Source organism: Streptomyces sp. NPDC058195 (assembly GCF_042883525.1).
Lineage (GTDB): Bacteria > Actinomycetota > Actinomycetes > Streptomycetales > Streptomycetaceae > Streptomyces.
Window position 1 is genome coordinate 1 of sequence record NZ_JBHVVM010000003.1, and the last position, 17049, is coordinate 17049.

Here is a 17049-nt window from a genome sequence, read left to right on the forward strand (position 1 = left end):
GCCGAGACGGCGGTGGTGGTCTCCTCGTCGGGGACCTGGAAGACACCGAAGCCGAGCTGGGGGATCTCGACGCCGTTGTTCAGCTTCACGGTGGGAACGTTGCTGGTCATGGTGGTTCGCTTCCTTGATGTCGCGGGGGTGGGGGTGCGGGGGGGGTGGTCAGCCGTGGACCGGGACCGGGGCGGGGGCGCCGACGGGCGCGCCCGCGGGGGCGCGGCGTTCCAGGGCGGCGGACCAGAGGGCGAGGCCGAGGGCCGCGGCGGCGAGCAGCGCGCCGACCCGGTTCGGGGCGGTCCAGCCGTATCGGGCGGCGATGACGGTGCCGCCGAGCCAGGCGGCGAGCGCGTTGCCGAGGCTGAACGCTCCGATGTTGACGGCGGAGGCCAGGGTGGGGGCGCCGTGGGCGTGGTCCAGGACGCGCTTCTGGAGCGGCGGGACGGTGGCGAAGCCGAGGGCGCCGACGAGCAGGATCGTGACGGCGGCGGCGGTCTTGTGGTGTGCGGTGAGGGTGAACAGGCCGAGCACGACGGCGAGGCCGCCGAGGGTGGTGCAGAGCATCGGCATCAGCCTGCGGTCGGCGAAGCGGCCGCCGATCAGGTTGCCGAGGAACATGCCGACGCCGAGCAGGGCCAGCAGCCAGGTGACCGCGCCGTCCGGGTAGCCCGCGACGTGGGTCATCATCGGGGCGATGCAGGTGACCGCGGCGAAGACTCCGCCGAAGCCGAGCACGGTCATCGCCATCGCGAGCAGCACCTGCGGGTTGCGGAAGGCGGACAGTTCCCGGCGCAGGCGGGCGCCTTCGGGGCGGGGCAGGGCGGGCACCAGCCGGGCGATGCCGAGCAGGCCGGCGACGCCGAGTGCGGCGACCGCGACGAAGGTGGTCCGCCAGCCCACGGCCTGGCCGATGAAGGTTCCGGCCGGTACGCCGACGATGTTGGCGACGGTGAGTCCGGTGAACATGGCGGCGATCGCGCCGGCCTTCTTGTGCGGGGCGACCAGGCCGGCGGCGGCCACGGAGCCGATACCGAAGAACGCGCCGTGGGCCAGGGAGGCCACGATCCGGCCGATGAGCATGATCCCGAAGCCGGGTGCGACGGCGGAGAGCAGGTTGCCGAGCGTGAGCAGGCCCATGAGCAGCATGAGCATCGTCTTGCGGCTGGTCCTGGTGCCGGGGATCGTCATCAGCGGCGCGCCGATGACGAAGCCTGTCGCGTAGCCGGTGACGAGCAGCCCGGCGGTGGGGATGGATACGCCGTAGTCGGCGGAGATCTCGGGCAGGAGGCCCATCACCACGAACTCGGTGGTGCCGATCCCGAAGGCCCCGATGGCCAGGGCGAAGAGTGCGAGCGGCATGGGAGCAGCCCTCCGTGCTGGTTGCTGGTGCGCCTTGCGGGACACAACAATAGTTGCGCACGCGCCATAAACGCAAACGCGGGCATCCGTCTATGGCTGCGGACCCCGGGCGGGGCACACCTGCGGCAGGCCGCCTCCGGAGCGCTCCGGGGCACGTCCGGAGCCCTCCGGGGCCCCCCGGGGCTCTCCGGGGCTCCCCGGGGCGGCACGGCCTCAGGCGGCGAAGCCGCCTTCCGGCTGGATGATCTCCAGATTGGTGCCGTCCGGGTCGTTGAAGTACGCGACCCTGGTCCCGAGGGCCGCCCCGGGCGTCACCTCGCCCGCGATGAAGGTGTAGTCGTCGCCGAGGAAGCCGTACCCGGCCTCCTTCATCCGCCGGTACACCGCGCCGAAGTCATCGACCCGGAAGCAGAGGTGCATCGAACCCGGGCGGTTGGCCATCCCGTTCGTCCGCTCGCCCGCCGGTTCCTGGAACTGGATGAGGTCGATGCCGAGGCTGTTGTCCAGGTTGATCGTGGCGTAGCGCAGTTCCGCGGTGGGCAGGCCCTGCGACCTGCCGAACGGGTCGCTGCGCATGGTCCCGTCCGCGACGGGCTCCCGCCCGGTGAGAGCCCGGTAGAACGCGACCGAGGCGTCCAGGTCGGAGACCGAGATCCCGACGTGGGCGGCCAGGGTGAGGTTCATCGGAGTGCTGGAAACAGCCACGGTCATTCCCTTCGTCCCGCGCCTTGCGGTCACCTCGCCCCGCGTCTTCCGGACGCCGCGGAGCGTTCCCGGGTGCACGGCGGCCCCGGAAAAGAGCCGGCTGGAATCGATTGTCCTGGCCCCGGCGGATCGCGCATCTCCTCCGCCCCGCCCGGCCCCTCCCCCGCCGCCGCTCCTCTCCCCGTCCCCTTCCGTGCCGCGCTCCTTGCAGGGGCGGCATACCATTCGTCGCGGATATTTTCAGTCAGGGCTTACCCTGGATCACGCCGCACCGGGAAACGGGAAAGGAACCCATCCCCATGACTGCCACGGACCGCTCGCTCACCGCCCTCGCCAACGGATGGGCCGCCCTGTCCTTCCTGCACGGCAGGATCGAGGCGCACATCGAGCGGGCGCTGCAGGCCAAACACGGCCTGAGCGTGCGGGAGTACTCCCTGCTCGACGTGCTCAGCCGCCAGCACGACGGGGAGGGCGGGCATCTGCAGATGAAGCAGGTCGCCGACGCCGTCGTGCTCAGCCAGAGCGCCACCACCCGTCTGGTGACGCGCCTGGAGGACCGCGGCCTGCTGTCCCGCTACCTCTGCCCGACCGACCGCCGCGGCATCTACACCAACGTCACCGAGGACGGCCGAAGGCTCCTGGAGGAAGCCCGGCCGACCAATGACGCCGCCCTGAGCGAGGCGCTGCGCGAAGCCGCCCGGAACCCCGAACTCGCTCCCCTGGTCGAGGTCGTGGAGGCGGTGAGCCCGGCCCCGCACGCGGCCGTGTGATCCGCTTCCCGGTCCGCGGGAGCGGAGTCCGGCGTGTGCGGCCCTCTCACCGGGCGCGAAAAGCGCGGAGGCGTCCCTCCCGGCCGTCCTGGCGCCGGGGCGGCGGGCGGCTTGCCCGGAGGTCCCTCCGGCGGCGGTGCCCGGGGCCGCGGAGAGCGGGGAAGGGCGGGCCACGGCCTGCCCGTGTCCGGCTGTGGCCCGCCGCCTGCCCCTGCGCCGTGTGTCCCGGGACGGGTCCGGCCGGACCGGCTGCGGGGCGGGGTGCGGTGGCGCGAAGCGGGTGCAGGGGTGCCGCGCCGTCTTGCTGACGGGGCGTCCGGTGCCGCTGCGGCCCGGGCGGCGCGGTGGTGTTCACGGCGTACGGGCGTCTGGCCGTGGCGGGACCGGGGCGCCCGCGGCCAGCAGTCTCCGGGCCAGCGTGCGGCAGCGGTCGCCGAGCTCCGGCGGGTCGAGGACCTCGAACGCGTGCCCCAGCAGGAGTACGTGCATGAGCAGGGCGTCCAGACCGGCGGCGCCGGTGACCACCTCGCAGCGGTCCGTGCCGCGCTGCTGTACGACGGCCGCCGACGCGGGGATCTGTCCGCGCACCGTGCCAGCCGGAGCGTGCACGAGGAATCGCGCCTGGTGCGGGTAGACGCGGCTCGCCACGCCCTCCTGCACATAGGCCGCCGCGTCGGGGGCCGGGCGCGGGGTGAAGCGCCAGGTCCGGGCGGACACCCCGGTCATCCGGTCGACGCGGAAGCTGCGCCAGTCGTCACGGCCGAGGTCGTAGGCCAGGAGGTACCAGCGCCGGTCCGAGGCGACGAGGCGGTAGGGCTCGGCCCGCCGTCTGCGCACCTCGCCGTGGGAGGGGTAGCCGAAGCCGGTCTCGACCCCGTCGCGGCAGGCCCGTGCCAGGGTCATGAGCGTCCCGGGATCGACCGGGGTGCGGCCCCGGCCGAAGGACTCCACCGACGCGGTCAGCGCGCGTACCTCGTGCCGCAGCCGGGCGGGCAGGACCTGGTCGAGTTTGGTCAGCGCCCGCAGTGCCGCGTCCCCGGACCCCGTAGCGGCGGTGCTGTCCGTGCCGGAGGCGTTTCCCGCGCCGACGAGCAGGGCGACCGCGGTCGCGATCGCCTCCTCGTCGTCCAGGAGCAGCGGCGGCAGTTCCTGTCCCGGCCCGAGCCGGTAGCCGCCGCCCGTTCCCTGGGCGGCGTGCACGGGGTAGCCGAGCGTGCGCAGCCGTCCGACGTCGCGCCGTACGGTGCGCGGGGTGACCCCGAGCCGCTCGGCGAGTTCCGGGCCGGTCCACACCTGGCGCTGCTGCAGCAGCCCGAGCAGGGTGAGGACTCTTTCCGTCGTACCCCGTCCGGTGCCGGTGGTTGCGTCCATACGGCTCACCCTGTCAGAGACAGCGGACCGGTTCTGTCCGCCTGGGGTGCCAGGGTGTTCCCGTCCCGCCCGCCGTGTGGTCCGTCCGGCGGGCGAAACCCGCTGTGAACGGAGCCTTCTGATGAGCCGTGCTGTCCAGATCACCTTCGATGCCCGCGATCCGCGTGCGCTGTCGTCCTTCTGGCGCGACGTGCTGGGTTACGTCCATCCGGGGCCGCCCGGGGTGGAGCTGCCGGAGGGTGCCGATCCGCTGGCGGCGTGGGACGGTTTCCTGGCCCGGACCGGGGTGCCGGAGGAGCAGCGCAACGCGAAGTCGGCCCTGGAGGATCCGGACGGGCGGGGCCCGCGGGTGTTCTTCCAGCAGGTGCCGGAGGGCAGGACGGCCAAGAACCGTGTCCATCTCGATGTCCGTGCGGCCCCGGGGCTGCACGGGCAGGAGCGGATGGCGGCTCTGGAGGCCGAGTGCGGGCGGCTCGTCGCCCTGGGCGCGAAGCGGGTGCGCCGTGAGGAGCCCGGTCCTGTGCTGAGTGCCGGGTTCATCGTGATGGCTGATCCTGAGGGAAACGAGTTCTGCCTGGACTGACGGCGAACTCGGCCGCGGTGATGCCGAGCAGTACGACGTCGTGGTATTCGCCCGCGATGAACTCGTGCTGGCGCAGCCGTCCTTCCTCGGTGAAGCCCAGTGCGCGGTAGAGGGCGAGGGAGGCGTCGTTGAAGGCGTAGACCTCCACCTCGCATTTGTTGCAGCGCTGTTCGGTGAACATGTGGGTGAGGATGAGTCCGGTCGCTTCCCTCGCGTACCCCTTGCGGCGGTGGCCGCGGGCGACTTCGATGCCTGTCCTGAACCGGCCCGCGCGGCTGTCGGCCTCCGCGACGGTCACTGATCCCGCGAAGGCGCGGTCGGCCAGTGTCTCGATCACCAGGCGGAACGCCTCGCCCCCCGGCGGGCGTCCGGCCCGTTCGGCGGTCCAGGCGCGGAAGCCCTCGGCGGAGCGGGGAGGGCCGGCCAGGCCGGCGTTGCGTACGTCGTGGGTGTGGCGGGCCAGGTCGCAGAAGCCCTCCCAGTCCTCGGGTTCGACCCCGCGCAGGCGTATCTTCCCGCCTGCCCACGCGTCCCCCGTGCCGGCCGTCCCGTTCACTGTTTCTCCGTTCGCCGCGTGGGTGTGTGTCCGTGGACCGTGTGCGGTCCGGTTCAGCGGAGTTCCTGGATGCGGACCAGGTTGCCCGCGGGGTCGCGGACGGCGCAGTCGCGGATGCCGTAGGGCTGTTCGGCCGGTTCCTGGACGATCTCGGCGCCGCCCGCCCGGAGCTGTCCGAAGGTGGCGTCGAGGTCGTGGGTGGCCAGCAGGATCCAGCCGTACGTTCCCTTGGCCATCATCTCGGCGATGGTGCGGCGCTCGTCCTCGGTGACCCCGGGGTCGGCGGCGGGCGGGGCCAGGAGGATCGACGTGCCGGGCTGCCCGGCGGGGCCCACCGTGATCCAGCGCATCCGGCCCTGGCCGACGTCGTTGCGGACCTCGAAGCCGAGGACATCGCGGTAGAAGGCGAGCGACTCCTCCGGGTCGTCGTGCGGGAGGGAACTCGTGTGGATGGTGAGGTCCATGACGATCATGCTAAGGGCTGTCCCGTCATCCCTGGTGGATCGGCGTGCGGCGTCAGACGCGGTGCGTCGCACGGCGGAGGGCCGCCCGAATACCGGATGTATCCGGGCGTTCCGACAACCCGGCGAGGTGCCGTGGCTGTCGTCGCACGCCCGCCAGTGATCACGGGACAGCCCTTATAGGTACTGCCGTGCGCGCGGCGCATGCCGAATGCCGCGGGCAGCGTAGCGGCTCTCTCCTGTCCGGGGGCGGAGGCGGTGGGGCCGTGGCGCGTCAGGCGGTGCGTTCCGCATACGTGACGGGGCACCGGCGGGGCTGTTCCGCACTCCGGACCGGGGCGCGGCTCCGCAAAGTCCCGTCGCCGCCTGACCCGCAATCCCGCAGGTCCGTAAGTCCGTAAGTCCGTAAGTCCGGGAAGGGGTGGGGGTGTTCCGTGCGGGCCGGAGCGTCCCCGCCGGCGGGAGAGGAGATCCAGATCACATCCAGGTGTGTCACAGGGGGCCGGGCTGTCTCGTCACAGAGATGAACGCACGGACGGTCACCCATGAAGGAGCAGGACGATGGACGCTCGAATCGACTACTTCAGCGACCCGACCATCGGCAAGGCCATCAAGCACATCACCGCGGTGGGCAGGGCGGTCAAGGAGTCGCCGCTGCCGGCCGCGACGCAGGAACTGGTCGCGCTGCGGGTGAGCCAGATCAACGGCTGCGCCTTCTGTATCGACATGCACACCAAGGACGCCGCCGCGTCCGGCGAGTCCCCGGTGCGGCTGCATCTGGTGGCGGCGTGGCGGGAGGCCACGGTCTTCACCGAGGCCGAACGCGCCGCGCTGGAGCTGGCGGAGCAGGGCACCAGGCTCACGGACGGGAGCGGGGTCTCCGACGCGGTCTGGGCGAAGGCGGCCGAGCACTACGGCCAGGAGCAGCTGGCCGCCCTGGTGCTCCTGGTCTCCTTCATGGGTGTGGTGAACCGGCTGAACGTCATCTCCCGGCAGCCGGCCGGTGCTTACGAACCCGGGCAGTTCCACTGAGCGGTGCGGGGCAGGCCAGACGGGGACGGTGCGGTGCGAGGGGCTGATGCGGTGTGAGCAAGGTCGAGGAGTTCGAGGAGCTGCGGCCGCTGCTGTTCTCCCTCGCCTACCGGATCCTGGGCAGTGTGGGTGAGGCGGAGGACGCGGTGCAGGAGACCTGGCTGCGTTTCGACGCCTCGCCGGCCCGGCCCGTGTCGGTCAGGGCCTTCCTGTCGGCCGCGGTGACCCGGATCTCGATCGATGTGCTGCGTTCCGCGCGGGTGCGGCGGGAGCGGTACACCGGGCCGTGGCTCCCCGAGCCGCTGCTGGACGATCCGTACCAGGACCCGGAGCGGTCGGTGGAGCTGGCGGACTCGGTGTCGATGGCGGCCCTGGTGCTGCTGGAGCGGCTCAGCCCGCTGGAGCGGGCGGTGTTCCTGCTGCGGGAGGTGTTCGCGTTCGGCTTCGACGAGGTCGCCGAGGCGGTGGGGCGTTCCGAGGCGGCGTGCCGCCAGCTGCTGGTGCGGGCGCGGCGGCACATGGCGGCCGGGCGGCCCCGGTTCGCGGCGGACTCCGGGGAGCGGCAGGAGCTGGCACGGAGGTTCTTCGAGGCGCTGCGGGCCGGTGACGTGGCCGGGCTGCAGCGCCTGCTCGCCGCCGATGTGCAGATGGTCGGGGACGGCGGCGGCAAGGCCCCGCAGCTGGCCAGGGCCGTCACGGGGGCGCGGAGCGTGGCCCGGCTGCTGGGCACGTTCTTTCCCCGGCTGTTCTGTACGGGTGCGACGTGCGAGCCGTGCGAGGTCAACGGCCAGCCCGGGGCGGTCTTCCGTGACCGGGACGGCCGGGTCCTGAACGCCATGGTCCTTGATGTGGTCGGCGGGCGGGTGGAGACCGTGCGCGGGGTGCTCAATCCCGACAAGCTCGGCCACCTCGGGCCGGTCGCTGACGCCTGGGCCGTCAACCGCGAGGTCAGGGGGCTCCTTCGGCGGGCGGACCGGTCCGGTCCGGGCGGCGGCTCCTGGGACATTTCATGGGAGACCGCATGATTCTCTCTGTATGACGCACGTGCCAGAGGCCGCGTATCCGCCGCGTCCCCCGCGCCTGTCCGGGGCGTGGCACGGGCGTGCCGGTGCCGCCGTCCGGCTCGTCGGCACCGGCGCCCGCTGCCGGCTGCTGGCTCGTCTGGCCAGCGGGGTGTTCAGCCGCACCGCGGCGCCCCGGAAGGGACGCCGCGGGCATCACGCTCTTCGCCGCGGCCTGCTCGCTGGACGCGGGGGGTGCCCGGACGGGCGGGGGCGGGCCGGGGGGGGTGACGCGCCGGCGCCGGGCCGCCTCGCCGCGGTCCTCGGCCCGGGCGGGCGCGGCTTCCCGGCCATCCCCCATGACCGGGCCGCGACCGGAACGGGGCCGGCGCCAGTGCGCCGGTGCCGGTGTGCCGGTGCCGGGTTCGCGGGTCAGGCCAGGGACGTACCCGAGGTGACGACGACGCCGTAGAGATCGGAGATCGTGGCGAGCGCGGCGCGGTGGATCTGGTCGGCGGTCAGTTCGGTGCCGACCGACCGCAGGGGGCGCGTCGCGCAGGCGTCGGCGACCACCGTGGGCCGGTTGCCGCGCAGGAACGCGCCCTGCGCGGTGAACGTCACGCACATGTGGGTCATGAACCCGGCGACGATGACGTCCTTGTGGCCCGCGGCGTCGACGTACTCGCCCAGGCCGGTGCCGGCGAAGGCGTCCGGGACCGTCTTCACGACGACCCGCTCGCCCTCGGCCGGTGCCACGTCCGGGTGGATCCGGCCGATCTCCGCCCGGATGTCGTACGGGGTGCCCTCCCCGCCGTCGTTGATGACGTGGATGACCTCCGTGCCCGCCTCCCGGGCCCTGAGCAGCAGTGCGGCGGCGGCGTCGAGCGCGGCCCGCCAGCCCTCCAGTTCCATCACGCCGCCGGTGTAGGTGTTCTGGTAGTCGACCAGGATCAGGGTCGAGCCGGCGAGCCTCGCGGGGGTCTCGTCGAAACCGTTGAGCTCGCGCAGGGTCGTCGTGGCCATGGGAAGTCCGCCTCAGGTCGAGTTCCGGTGGGTGCGCCGGAAACGCTACGGCCGGCCAGGGGTGTCGGCAATGCCGTCTAACATGCAGATACCGACATCGCTGGTGCTGGGCTGACGGCGGCGGGCTGTCCGCCGCGGGCGGCCCGGCACCCCCCGGGTATCGCGGAGGTTCCATGAGCGCCGTCGAACGGCTCGTCGTCATCGTCCTCTTCGACGGTGTCGACCTCCTCGACATCACCGGGCCTCCGGAGGTGTTCTCCCTGCTGCGGCGCGAGGGGGGTGACGCGGCGGGCTACGCCGTGGTCCTCGCCGCCGAGACCATGGATCCCGTCACCACCTCCGCCGGGGTGCGCGTCCTGCCCGACGCGACGTTCGGTGAGGTGTCCGGCCGGAGCATCGACACCCTGCTGGTGCCCGGGGCGGTCGAGACCGGCGCCGACGGCCGGGTGCGTGCCCTCACCGACCCGGCCGTGGTCGGGCGGGTGCGGGAGCTCGCCGCCCGCTCCCGGCGGATCGCGTCCGTCTGCGTCGGGGCGCACCTCCTGGCCGCCGCCGGGCTGCTGGACGGCAGGCGGGCCACCACCCACTGGTCGACCGCGCGGCAGCTCGCCGACGAGTACCCCGGGGTCGAGGTCGACGCCGACCCGATCTTCATCCGCGAGGGCGAGGTGTGGACCGGTGCGGGCATCAGCGCCTGTCTCGACCTGTCGCTCGCCCTGGTCTCCGACGACTTCGGAGAGGCCGTCGCGCTGCGCGTGGCCCGCCAGCTCGTGATGTACCTGAAGCGGCCGAGCGGGCAGAGCCAGTTCAGTGTGCCCCTGGAGCCCCTGTCCACCACCCGGCGCATCGAGGACCTGCGCCACCACATCATGGCGAACCTCGGCGAACGGCTCACCGTCGCCGGCCTCGCCGCGTACGCGCACATCGGTGAGCGGCAGCTCACCCGCATCTTCAAGGCCGAGCTGGGGATGACGCCGGGCTCCTACGTCGAGTCGGTCCGCGTCGAACGGGCCCGCGACCGGCTGGAGTCCACTGACGACACGCTCGAACGCACCGCGTCCGCCTGCGGGTTCGGCACGGTCGACACGCTCGTACGGGCGTTCCGCCGCAAGCTCGGCACGACGCCGACGGAGTACCGGCTCCGCTTCCGGGCCGGGCCGGGCACGGTCAGGGGGTGACCGCGCGCAGGGGCCGGCTCCCGGCTCCTGCGCGTGCGCGGGAGGCGGGCGGGCACACCCGTGCGCGGGCGGTCCGGGTCTGTCCGTGCGCGGCGGTCCGGCAGCGCGGAGGGGCGCGGGGCTGCCGGGTCCGGCACAGGAAGCGGCGGCCCGCCCGGTGACAGGATTCCGCGCATGAACGAGGTCCGGGAAGTGATCCAGCGTCCGCCGCGCAGGCGCCCCTTGTGGTTCCTGGCCGGGCGAGAGGGCCGCCGGAGGGCTGCTCGCCGCGGTGCGCGGGGCCTGGCGCGGCACGCTGCTGGACCCGTGGCTGGGGGCCGGTGCACTGCTCGCGTCGCTGGGCGTCCTGGCGCTGGACGCGGCCGTCACCCGTACGAGCGCTGGCCCGTACGGGGTACGTTTCCGCACGCTGCTGCGCCGCCGGAACGTGCCGTGGCGCGACATCGCCGGTCTGCGGATCGTCCTGCGGCACGACGGCGGCTCCCGGGCCCCGGAGGTGCGGCGCCTGGGGCTGGCGCTGCGCGACGGGCGCCGGACGGTGCTGCCGTGGCCGCGGAGCCGGCCGCCCGAGGAACGTGCGGAGTTCGACGCGCGGGTCGCTCAGTTCCAGGCGCTGCACACCCGGTACGGGGGTCCGGGGCCGGACCGGGTGCCCGTCCTCTCGCACCGCACCGCCGGGCCGTGTCCCGGCCGGGGCACTGGGCCTGCGCGCGCTGCTGCTGGCGGGGGCGGGCCTGGCCGCGTGGTTCGTGCCGGACACCACCGCCCGCGCACGGGCGTGGCAGTCGGCGGTGCCGTGCCCCTCCACGGCGCCCGCCGCGGAGCGCCACGGCTGCCTGTCGGCCGTGCCCGCCGTGATCGCGCGGGTTGAGGTCAGCCGGCCCAAGCGGTCCAGCTGGCTGTACTTCCGCGGTGGCCGGCCTCTGGAGCGGCTGGCGGTCTCACGCGAGGGGGCCCAGGGTTTCGGGCCGGGCGAGAGGGTCGGACTCACCCTGTGGCGCGGCAAGGTGATGAAGGTGTCCGGGGCGCACCATGTGTGGCGCGAGCGTGTTCCGGCCGCTGGTCCGGTGGCCGTTCTCGCGGCCGGGCTGGTGCTGGCGGCGGGGCTTCCCGGCGCCCGGGTGCTGCTGTATGTGCGCGGGCGGCGGCTGCCCGACGACGAGGTGCTGCCCTCGGTGCTTCCGTTCGCGGGTGTCCTGGTGGGGACGGGCCTGTGGCTGCTGCCGCTGTGTTTCCGTCATCCCACGGGGGTGCCGGGTTCGCCGGGGGCGCTCGTCTGGGCGGGGGCGGGGGCGGCGGTCACGCTGGTCCTGCTGGTCCTGGCGTGGCGGGCCACCGGGGTCCGTGCGCCCCGGGCGGACGGCGGGGACGCGGGGGCGGGGGCGGGGAGGCGGCGGAGGTGTTCGTCGCCGCCCGTTTCCTGGAGGCGACCGATGACAACCCGCACCGCTTCGGCACCCACATCGTCCTGGGCGGCGGGCCGCCCGCGGTGACGCCGCACTCGGGTCCGGGCCGTTTCGCGGCGAAGCCGATCCCGGTGGAGCGGCTCACCGTCAGGGGCGTGCGGCGGGTGCGGGGCGGGGACGGTGACCTCGTCCCCGGCGGCTGGCACATCGCCGGACTCGACGACGCGGGCCGTACGGTCCGTCTGGCGGCTGCCCCGGCCGACCTGGCCCGTGTCATCCGCGAGCTGCGTCCGGCGGCGGGGTGAGACCGGGCGGGGCCGGGTGCCACGGGGCACCGGGGCGGGTGGGCAGCGCGTCGGCGGTGAGCCGGACCGCGTATACGGGCGGGCCGCCGCCGGACACCGGGCCCAGGTAGGTGTGCCCGACCATGTGGCACCAGGCGGGCAGGTCCAGCGGGGCGGCCGGGTCGGTGGCCACGATGTGCACCACGGTGCCCGCCGGGGCGTGCGCGATCCGGTCGCGCAGCCGCAGCAGCAGGGTCACGCACAGCAGACCGGTGCCGTCGACCACCAGGTCCGGTGCCCGCCTGGGCCGGGGGGCGTTCACCGCGGCCGGGTCCGGGTGACCCGCCGCAGCCGCCGCGGCGGGCCGCCCTTCCCGAAGGGGCGGGCCTTGGGCCCGCTCCGGCCTCCGGCGAGGGGGCCGGCCAGGGCGCGGGGGAAGAAGCGGACGGCGGCACCGCCGTGTTCCCGGATGCCGTCGCCGTGCCCGGTACCGGCGCCGAAGCGGGCATCGCCGGTGCGCCGGACGGTGCGGACGGTGCGGACGGACGTGCCGCCCGGCCGCAGCACCCCGCGAACCCTGGCGGTCAGGGCATGGATCTCCCGGGCCGGCAGGGCCATGCACGGCAGCAGCTGCGCGAAGACCGCGTCCGTGGAGGCGGAGGCGGAGGCGGAGGCGGAGGCGGAGGCGGAGGCGGAGGCGGAGGCGGAGGCGGAGGGCAGCGGCCCGCGGATGTCGTGCACCGCCGTGGTCACCTGGTCCGCCGTGCCCTGGGCGGCGGCCTCACGCAGCTGTTCCGGACCGGCCGGGCTGAAGCGGGCGGCCCGTACGGTGAAGCCCTCGCGGGCGGCGCGGTGCAGCGCGTCCCGGCCGTGCCCGGCGCCCAGTTCCAGCACCTGCCGGGCCCCGGCCGCCCGGGAAACGGCGGCGGCGTGGACGGCGGGCCCGGACGGCTCCTCGCCGTACATGCCCGGGGGGCGCCCGTGGCCGCGGGCCTGCTGCCCGTGCTCGCGCTGGCCCCCGGCCGGCTCCGGTCTGTGCCGCGGCATCCTCGCCTCTTTCCGCCGCCCGGCGCCCGCCGGGCCTTTCGTGCTGTTCAGCCTAGGTGTCCGCCCGGTTCCGGGCCGTACCGGCCCTGGCGGGGCAGCGGCACCGTCCTCCCGCCCGTCGCGCGGATTCGCACCCGCCCGCCCGTCGCACCGCCGCGGCGCGGGCCGCTGTTGCGCACCGCCCCGGCCCAGCCGACGGGGGCGGCCGTGCACTTCGGCGGGATTCGTCCTATGGCCACCCCGCGGCAGCTACCGTACGTACACGCCGCGTTGCCCACGGTCTCCGAGGAGGATTCCTGTGTCATCACCCTGCGATCCCAAGTACGCCCCCATCGGCGATGTGGGTGTAGCGATCATGGCGATCGACTCCCGGCTCAGGTCCATCTACGACGGCCCCACCGGGAAGGAGTCCGAGCAGCGGAAGCTGACGGACCAGTTCACCGCGTCGATGGACCCCGAGGAGGCCTTCGAGGTGGTGGACGGCGCGTGCACGCTCGTCTACGTGTTCATGCAGTGGCTGCGCAAGACCTACGAGAAGCACGACAGGGACGCCATCGAGTACGTGGTGCCCAGCCTCGTGAGCTCGATGCGGATGATGTCCAGGAGTGTCCGCCCCGAAGTGATCCCCACCATGGCCGCACTGGCCGTCTCGGCCGGTATCGGGCTGAGTCCCACTCTGTGGCGCAAGCAGTACGGCAGCTGGACCCCGGACGAGCTGACCGCGCTGGAGGCCACCGCGCTGCTGCTCGCGGAGCACATCAACCGGCTCACCGACGACCACGACTTCGCCACCCGCATGGTCACCGAGGCCCTGTCCGCGGCCGACCGCGACTGACCCGTACCGGCCACGGCCGGCCTGTGCCGGACGCGGCTTCCCCCGCCGCCGGACGCACCGGCGCCCGGCCGGACGGCCCGGGGGCGGGGCGGGGAAGCGGCTGCCGCGCGGTGCGCTCCGGGCCGAAATCCGGTGCACCGGCCCGCCCGTCGGCGTTAGCCTGCGCCGCATGACTGAAAGCGATCTTCCGCCGCGTCTGACCCGGCTCACCTTCCACGGCCCCCTCTCCGAGGCGCGGGCGGCGCGGATCGTCGGCCGGCTCGGCCGGGCCGCGCCCGCGCGGGTGCTGGACATCGGGTGCGGCTGGGGGGAGTTGATGCTCCGCGTCCTTGACGCGGTGCCGGGGGCACGCGGGGTGGGGGTCGATCTCAGCGCCCGGGACCTCGCCCGGGGGCGGGCCAACGCCGAGGCCCGCGGGCTGGGCGACCGGGTCGAGTTCATCGAGGAGTCCGCGGCCGGGGCCGGGGCCGGTCGCGGGCCCGCCGACCTCGTCCTGTGTCTCGGGGCCAGCCACGCCCTCAGCGACGCGGAGCCCCCGCGGCACACCGCCGCGGCGCTCGCCGCGCTGCGCCGGAGCGTCGCTCCCGGGGGGCGGGTCCTGCTCGCCGAGGGATTCTGGCAGCGCTCCCCCACCGCCGCCGAACTGGCCGCGATGTGGCCCGGCGCCCGCGCAGACGAGCACCACGGCCTGGACGGGCTCACCGCCCTCGCAGTGTCCGCCGGATTCCGGCCCGCCTGGATCGAGACGGCCAGCGACGACGAGTGGGAGCACTTCGAGTCCGGCTACCAGTCGGACGTGGAGGAGTGGCTCGCCGCCCACCCCGGCCACCCGCTGGCCCAGGAGACCCGCGAACGCGTCGACCGGCACCGGACGAGCTGGCTGGCGGGCTACCGGGGCGTGCTGGGGATGGCCTACCTCACGCTGATCCCGGTGGACTGAACGGCCCGGGTGCGGCGGCGGGCCGGGCCCGCCGCCGTACCCGGGGCGGGCCGTGAGGCGCTGTCAGACCCCGGGGCGGGCCGTGAGGCGCTGTCAGACCCGGGGGCTAGGGTCGCCGTCATGGCAAACCGCTCCTACCTCTACTCCGCGGACACACCGCCCACCGCGGACGCGCTCCCGAAATCGATCCGCTGTGTCTCCGAGCACAACTGGAGCATTCCGCTGGCGCACCGGCTGCTCGCCGGCCGCGGGACGACGGTCGTCCCCTCCATGATCTGGAACCCGCGCATCGGTATCGCCGCCGATTTCGACGGCGGCGCCGCCCTGCTCCTGGGCCTCCTGCGCGTGGTCGGGCAGGGCCTTGAGGACGATGCCGGTTTCGCCGCGTGCGTCGCCAGGACCACGGCCCATCTGGACAAGCAGCGGGATCAGTTCTTCGTGCTGGAGACGGGCGAGATGGTCTCGCTCGACGGCGAGGACCCCGAGGCGGCCGTGGAGTCGCTGGCCGCCCGGGACATTCCCGGTGCCGTGGCCCGCGCCGAGGCGGCGATATCCGGCGGGGACGACGCGTGGCTGGCCTCCGTCCGGGCCGGCTGGCAGGAGCACTTCGCCTCCTTCTACAGCGACGCGCTCTACTTCTCGTTCCCCTCGCCGTAGGCGCGGCGCATCAGCAGGTGGCCGCGGCGGAACCGTTCCCCTTCGCACGGCTCGCGCAGCATCCGGCCGATCTCGGTGAACCCGGCCTCGCGGGCCATGTCCGCGAGGCCGTCGAGCGGCCACCGGTAGGCCGTCGTCACCTTGTGGTCGAACGGGGCGACCGGCCCGCCCTCCGATTCGAAGAAGGCGAGCAGCAGGTGGCCGCCGGGCGCGAGCGTCCGGCGGAACTCGGCGAAGTAGGGGGGCAGTTCGTCCGGCGGAGTGTGAATGACCGAGTACCAGGACACGATCCCGTTCAGCTCGCCGTCGGCCAGGTCCAGGGCGTCCATGGAACCGGTCTCGAACCGCAGGTCCGGGTACGCCTCGCGGGCGAGACCGGTCATCACCGGTGACAGGTCCACACCGAAGGCGTCCAGCCCCAGATCCCGCAGGTGCGCGGTGAGGTATCCGGGACCGCAGCCCAGCTCGGCGACGGGTCCGCCGCCCGCGGCCGTCACGAGCTCGGCGAACACGGCGAGGAACGAACGGTCCAGCGGCAGCGCGCCGAGTGAGTCACGGGCGAGTTCGGCGTAGAGGGAGGCCACGGCGCTGTAGGCGTCCGCCGTCACCTCCAGATACGGGGAGGAGGGGGCGAGTTCAGTCATGGGCGAGGACCCTACCGCCTCCGCGCCGTACCGACGGCCGCACCACCGGGCCGAACCGGCACCGCTGCCGGGAGCGGCAGCGGTGAAGCCGGTGCCGGTGCCGCGCTCGCCCCGGTCCCCTGCGGTCCCGGGCAGGCGACGGTGTCCGCCCTGGCGGCGTCCCGGCGGATCTCCGCTCTCCGTCTGGACGCTGCCGCCGGAGCCGAGGCGGCGAGGCAGGTGGTGGCGTGCGGCCGCTTCGCGGCGGCCGGGGCAGCCGGCGGCGGGTCCGCCCGGGGCGCGGCTCCCTGATCCGGTCCGTTCCCGGCACCGGCCTGCTCCCGGGACGCCCGGCCAGCCTGCTCCCGGGAGGACCGGTTCCCCGCCGCCCGCCCCCCGGCATGCACATGGCGCACGCGGCACACGCGCGGCACATATGCGGCACACGCATGACACCACATGACACCACTCACCCGCCAGGGCGGCACCAAGAAGCGCCACGATGTGCCAGCCGGAGCCGCCGGGCCGGAGAAATTGCAGGTCAGACATCATTGCACCACGGAAGTGCCACATTGACTCGACGTGGCACCACTCGTGTGCCATGATGGCGTCATGGACCTCACGCCCTACGTGGACAATCTCCGCCAGGAACTTGCTGTCGCAGCGAACGCCGGCGGTGACGAAGCCCGTGCCCTGGCCGAGCGGCTCACCGCTCCCCTGGAGTCCGCTGCCCGGCTGACCCTGCTCAACGCGCTGTCCGCGGCCATGGGCGAGGTCACCCGGGAGCTGGCGCCCGGTTCGGTCGATGTGCGGCTGCGCGGGCTCGACCCCGAGTTCGTCGTGACGCAGCCGCCCGCGTCCGAGCCGTTCCAGGGTGCGCAGGCGCCGGTCGCGGCACCCGCCGCCACCGCCCCGTCCCCGCCGCCCGCGGACGCCGACGACGGGGCGGTGGCGCGGATCAACTTCCGTCTGCCCGCCCACCTCAAGGGCCGGGCCGAGAGCGCCGCTGCGGCGGAGGGCCTGTCGGTGAACGCCTGGCTGGTCCGCGCCGTGTCCCTCGCGCTCGGCAGCGGGGAACGCCCGGGTCCTCCGGCCCGCGGCATGGACGCGGGCGGCCGGGGCTTCACCGGCTGGGTCCGCTAGAACCTTCCGTCCGGCCCGGACCGGACACCGTTTCGCTTCCGCCGGCGGATCGCCGATCCGCCGGTGCAACCCCTCACCCGC

Annotated in this window: 21 protein-coding genes; 12 read left to right on the plus strand and 9 right to left on the minus strand. The window is 74.2% G+C overall.

The genetic code is table 11. The features are described 5' to 3' along the window. Positions 1–159: 159 nt before the first annotated feature. Both ACFVWY_RS04105 and ACFVWY_RS04110 read right to left on the minus strand, forming a co-directional pair. Positions 160–1353 (minus strand): MFS transporter, encoded by a 1194-nt coding sequence (locus tag ACFVWY_RS04105; protein ID WP_389867110.1) that lies wholly within the window; start codon positions 1351–1353, stop codon positions 160–162. Between the two features lie 213 nt (positions 1354–1566). Then, a complete protein-coding gene (locus ACFVWY_RS04110) occupies positions 1567–2058 on the minus strand; it encodes a VOC family protein (protein ID WP_389867112.1) in 492 nt (163 codons plus the stop codon). A gap of 299 nt (positions 2059–2357) precedes the next feature. Here ACFVWY_RS04110 and ACFVWY_RS04115 point away from each other — a divergent pair, with 299 nt between their 5' ends. Then, positions 2358–2828 (plus strand): MarR family winged helix-turn-helix transcriptional regulator, encoded by a 471-nt coding sequence (locus ACFVWY_RS04115; protein WP_389867114.1) that lies wholly within the window; start codon positions 2358–2360, stop codon positions 2826–2828. Positions 2829–3179: 351 nt separating this feature from the next. Here ACFVWY_RS04115 and ACFVWY_RS04120 read toward each other — a convergent pair whose 3' ends face one another. Next, positions 3180–4199: a helix-turn-helix transcriptional regulator gene (locus ACFVWY_RS04120; protein WP_389867116.1), complete on the minus strand. Its 1020-nt coding sequence runs from the start codon at positions 4197–4199 to the stop codon at positions 3180–3182. A 121-nt stretch (positions 4200–4320) separates the two neighbouring features. Here ACFVWY_RS04120 and ACFVWY_RS04125 point away from each other — a divergent pair, with 121 nt between their 5' ends. Then, a complete protein-coding gene (locus ACFVWY_RS04125; protein WP_389867118.1) occupies positions 4321–4782 on the plus strand; it encodes a VOC family protein in 462 nt (153 codons plus the stop codon). Here ACFVWY_RS04125 and ACFVWY_RS04130 read toward each other — a convergent pair. Together ACFVWY_RS04130 and ACFVWY_RS04135 are read right to left on the minus strand one after the other, a co-directional pair. After that, entirely contained in the window at positions 4736–5338 is a 603-nt protein-coding gene (locus ACFVWY_RS04130; RefSeq protein ID WP_389867120.1) for a GNAT family N-acetyltransferase, read from the minus strand. The genes ACFVWY_RS04125 and ACFVWY_RS04130 overlap by 47 nt on opposite strands. Before the next feature lie 53 nt (positions 5339–5391). Next, positions 5392–5802: a VOC family protein gene (locus ACFVWY_RS04135; protein ID WP_389867122.1), complete on the minus strand. Its 411-nt coding sequence runs from the start codon at positions 5800–5802 to the stop codon at positions 5392–5394. 558 nt (positions 5803–6360) lie between these two features. On the opposite strand from ACFVWY_RS04135, the gene ACFVWY_RS04140 reads away from it, so the two are divergent. Both ACFVWY_RS04140 and ACFVWY_RS04145 read left to right on the plus strand, forming a co-directional pair. Beyond that, on the plus strand, positions 6361–6831 hold the full coding sequence (locus tag ACFVWY_RS04140; protein WP_389867123.1) for a carboxymuconolactone decarboxylase family protein: 471 nt from the start codon (positions 6361–6363) through the stop codon (positions 6829–6831). A gap of 53 nt (positions 6832–6884) precedes the next feature. Continuing rightward, complete coding sequence (locus tag ACFVWY_RS04145) at positions 6885–7856, plus strand: RNA polymerase sigma-70 factor (RefSeq protein ID WP_389867124.1); 972 nt, start codon at positions 6885–6887, stop codon at positions 7854–7856. A 408-nt stretch (positions 7857–8264) separates the two neighbouring features. On the opposite strand, the gene ACFVWY_RS04150 is transcribed toward ACFVWY_RS04145, so the two are convergent. Further along, positions 8265–8855 carry an isochorismatase family protein gene (locus tag ACFVWY_RS04150; RefSeq protein ID WP_389867126.1) on the minus strand — a complete coding sequence of 197 codons (591 nt, stop codon included), beginning with the start codon at positions 8853–8855 and terminating at the stop codon, positions 8265–8267. 173 nt (positions 8856–9028) lie between these two features. Here ACFVWY_RS04150 and ACFVWY_RS04155 point away from each other — a divergent pair, with 173 nt between their 5' ends. The 4 genes from ACFVWY_RS04155 (at position 9029) to ACFVWY_RS04170 (ending at position 11744) form a co-directional block, all read left to right on the plus strand. Beyond that, positions 9029–10033: a GlxA family transcriptional regulator gene (locus ACFVWY_RS04155; protein ID WP_389867128.1), complete on the plus strand. Its 1005-nt coding sequence runs from the start codon at positions 9029–9031 to the stop codon at positions 10031–10033. A gap of 271 nt (positions 10034–10304) precedes the next feature. Then, a complete protein-coding gene (locus ACFVWY_RS04160; protein WP_389867130.1) occupies positions 10305–10904 on the plus strand; it encodes a PH domain-containing protein in 600 nt (199 codons plus the stop codon). Beyond that, the gene (locus tag ACFVWY_RS04165; RefSeq protein WP_389867132.1) at positions 10888–11526 is read left to right on the plus strand and encodes a hypothetical protein; all 639 of its coding nucleotides are present in this window, start codon (positions 10888–10890) and stop codon (positions 11524–11526) included. The genes ACFVWY_RS04160 and ACFVWY_RS04165 overlap by 17 nt, the downstream gene beginning before the upstream one ends. Beyond that, on the plus strand, positions 11523–11744 hold the full coding sequence (locus tag ACFVWY_RS04170; protein WP_389867134.1) for a hypothetical protein: 222 nt from the start codon (positions 11523–11525) through the stop codon (positions 11742–11744). The genes ACFVWY_RS04165 and ACFVWY_RS04170 overlap by 4 nt, the downstream gene beginning before the upstream one ends. On the opposite strand, the gene ACFVWY_RS04175 is transcribed toward ACFVWY_RS04170, so the two are convergent. Further along, positions 11713–12045 carry a sulfurtransferase TusA family protein gene (locus tag ACFVWY_RS04175; RefSeq protein ID WP_389867136.1) on the minus strand — a complete coding sequence of 111 codons (333 nt, stop codon included), beginning with the start codon at positions 12043–12045 and terminating at the stop codon, positions 11713–11715. The genes ACFVWY_RS04170 and ACFVWY_RS04175 overlap by 32 nt on opposite strands. After that, positions 12042–12770, minus strand: a complete 729-nt coding sequence (locus ACFVWY_RS04180) for an SAM-dependent methyltransferase (protein WP_389867138.1) — start codon at positions 12768–12770, stop codon at positions 12042–12044. Before ACFVWY_RS04180 ends, ACFVWY_RS04175 begins: the two co-directional genes overlap by 4 nt. A gap of 298 nt (positions 12771–13068) precedes the next feature. Here ACFVWY_RS04180 and ACFVWY_RS04185 point away from each other — a divergent pair, with 298 nt between their 5' ends. The 3 genes from ACFVWY_RS04185 (at position 13069) to ACFVWY_RS04195 (ending at position 15202) form a co-directional block, all read left to right on the plus strand. Continuing rightward, positions 13069–13605: a hypothetical protein gene (locus ACFVWY_RS04185; RefSeq protein WP_389867140.1), complete on the plus strand. Its 537-nt coding sequence runs from the start codon at positions 13069–13071 to the stop codon at positions 13603–13605. Between the two features lie 169 nt (positions 13606–13774). Then, positions 13775–14545 carry an SAM-dependent methyltransferase gene (locus ACFVWY_RS04190; RefSeq protein ID WP_389867141.1) on the plus strand — a complete coding sequence of 257 codons (771 nt, stop codon included), beginning with the start codon at positions 13775–13777 and terminating at the stop codon, positions 14543–14545. A 120-nt stretch (positions 14546–14665) separates the two neighbouring features. Next, on the plus strand, positions 14666–15202 hold the full coding sequence (locus tag ACFVWY_RS04195) for a hypothetical protein (protein ID WP_389867143.1): 537 nt from the start codon (positions 14666–14668) through the stop codon (positions 15200–15202). On the opposite strand, the gene ACFVWY_RS04200 is transcribed toward ACFVWY_RS04195, so the two are convergent. Then, positions 15178–15846, minus strand: coding sequence for a class I SAM-dependent DNA methyltransferase (locus ACFVWY_RS04200; protein WP_389867145.1), 669 nt, complete (start codon positions 15844–15846; stop codon positions 15178–15180). The two genes, ACFVWY_RS04195 and ACFVWY_RS04200, sit on opposite strands and share 25 nt — an antisense overlap. A gap of 591 nt (positions 15847–16437) precedes the next feature. On the opposite strand from ACFVWY_RS04200, the gene ACFVWY_RS04205 reads away from it, so the two are divergent. Beyond that, positions 16438–16968, plus strand: a complete 531-nt coding sequence (locus tag ACFVWY_RS04205) for a hypothetical protein (RefSeq protein ID WP_389867146.1) — start codon at positions 16438–16440, stop codon at positions 16966–16968. The last annotated feature ends 81 nt before the right edge of the window (positions 16969–17049 follow it).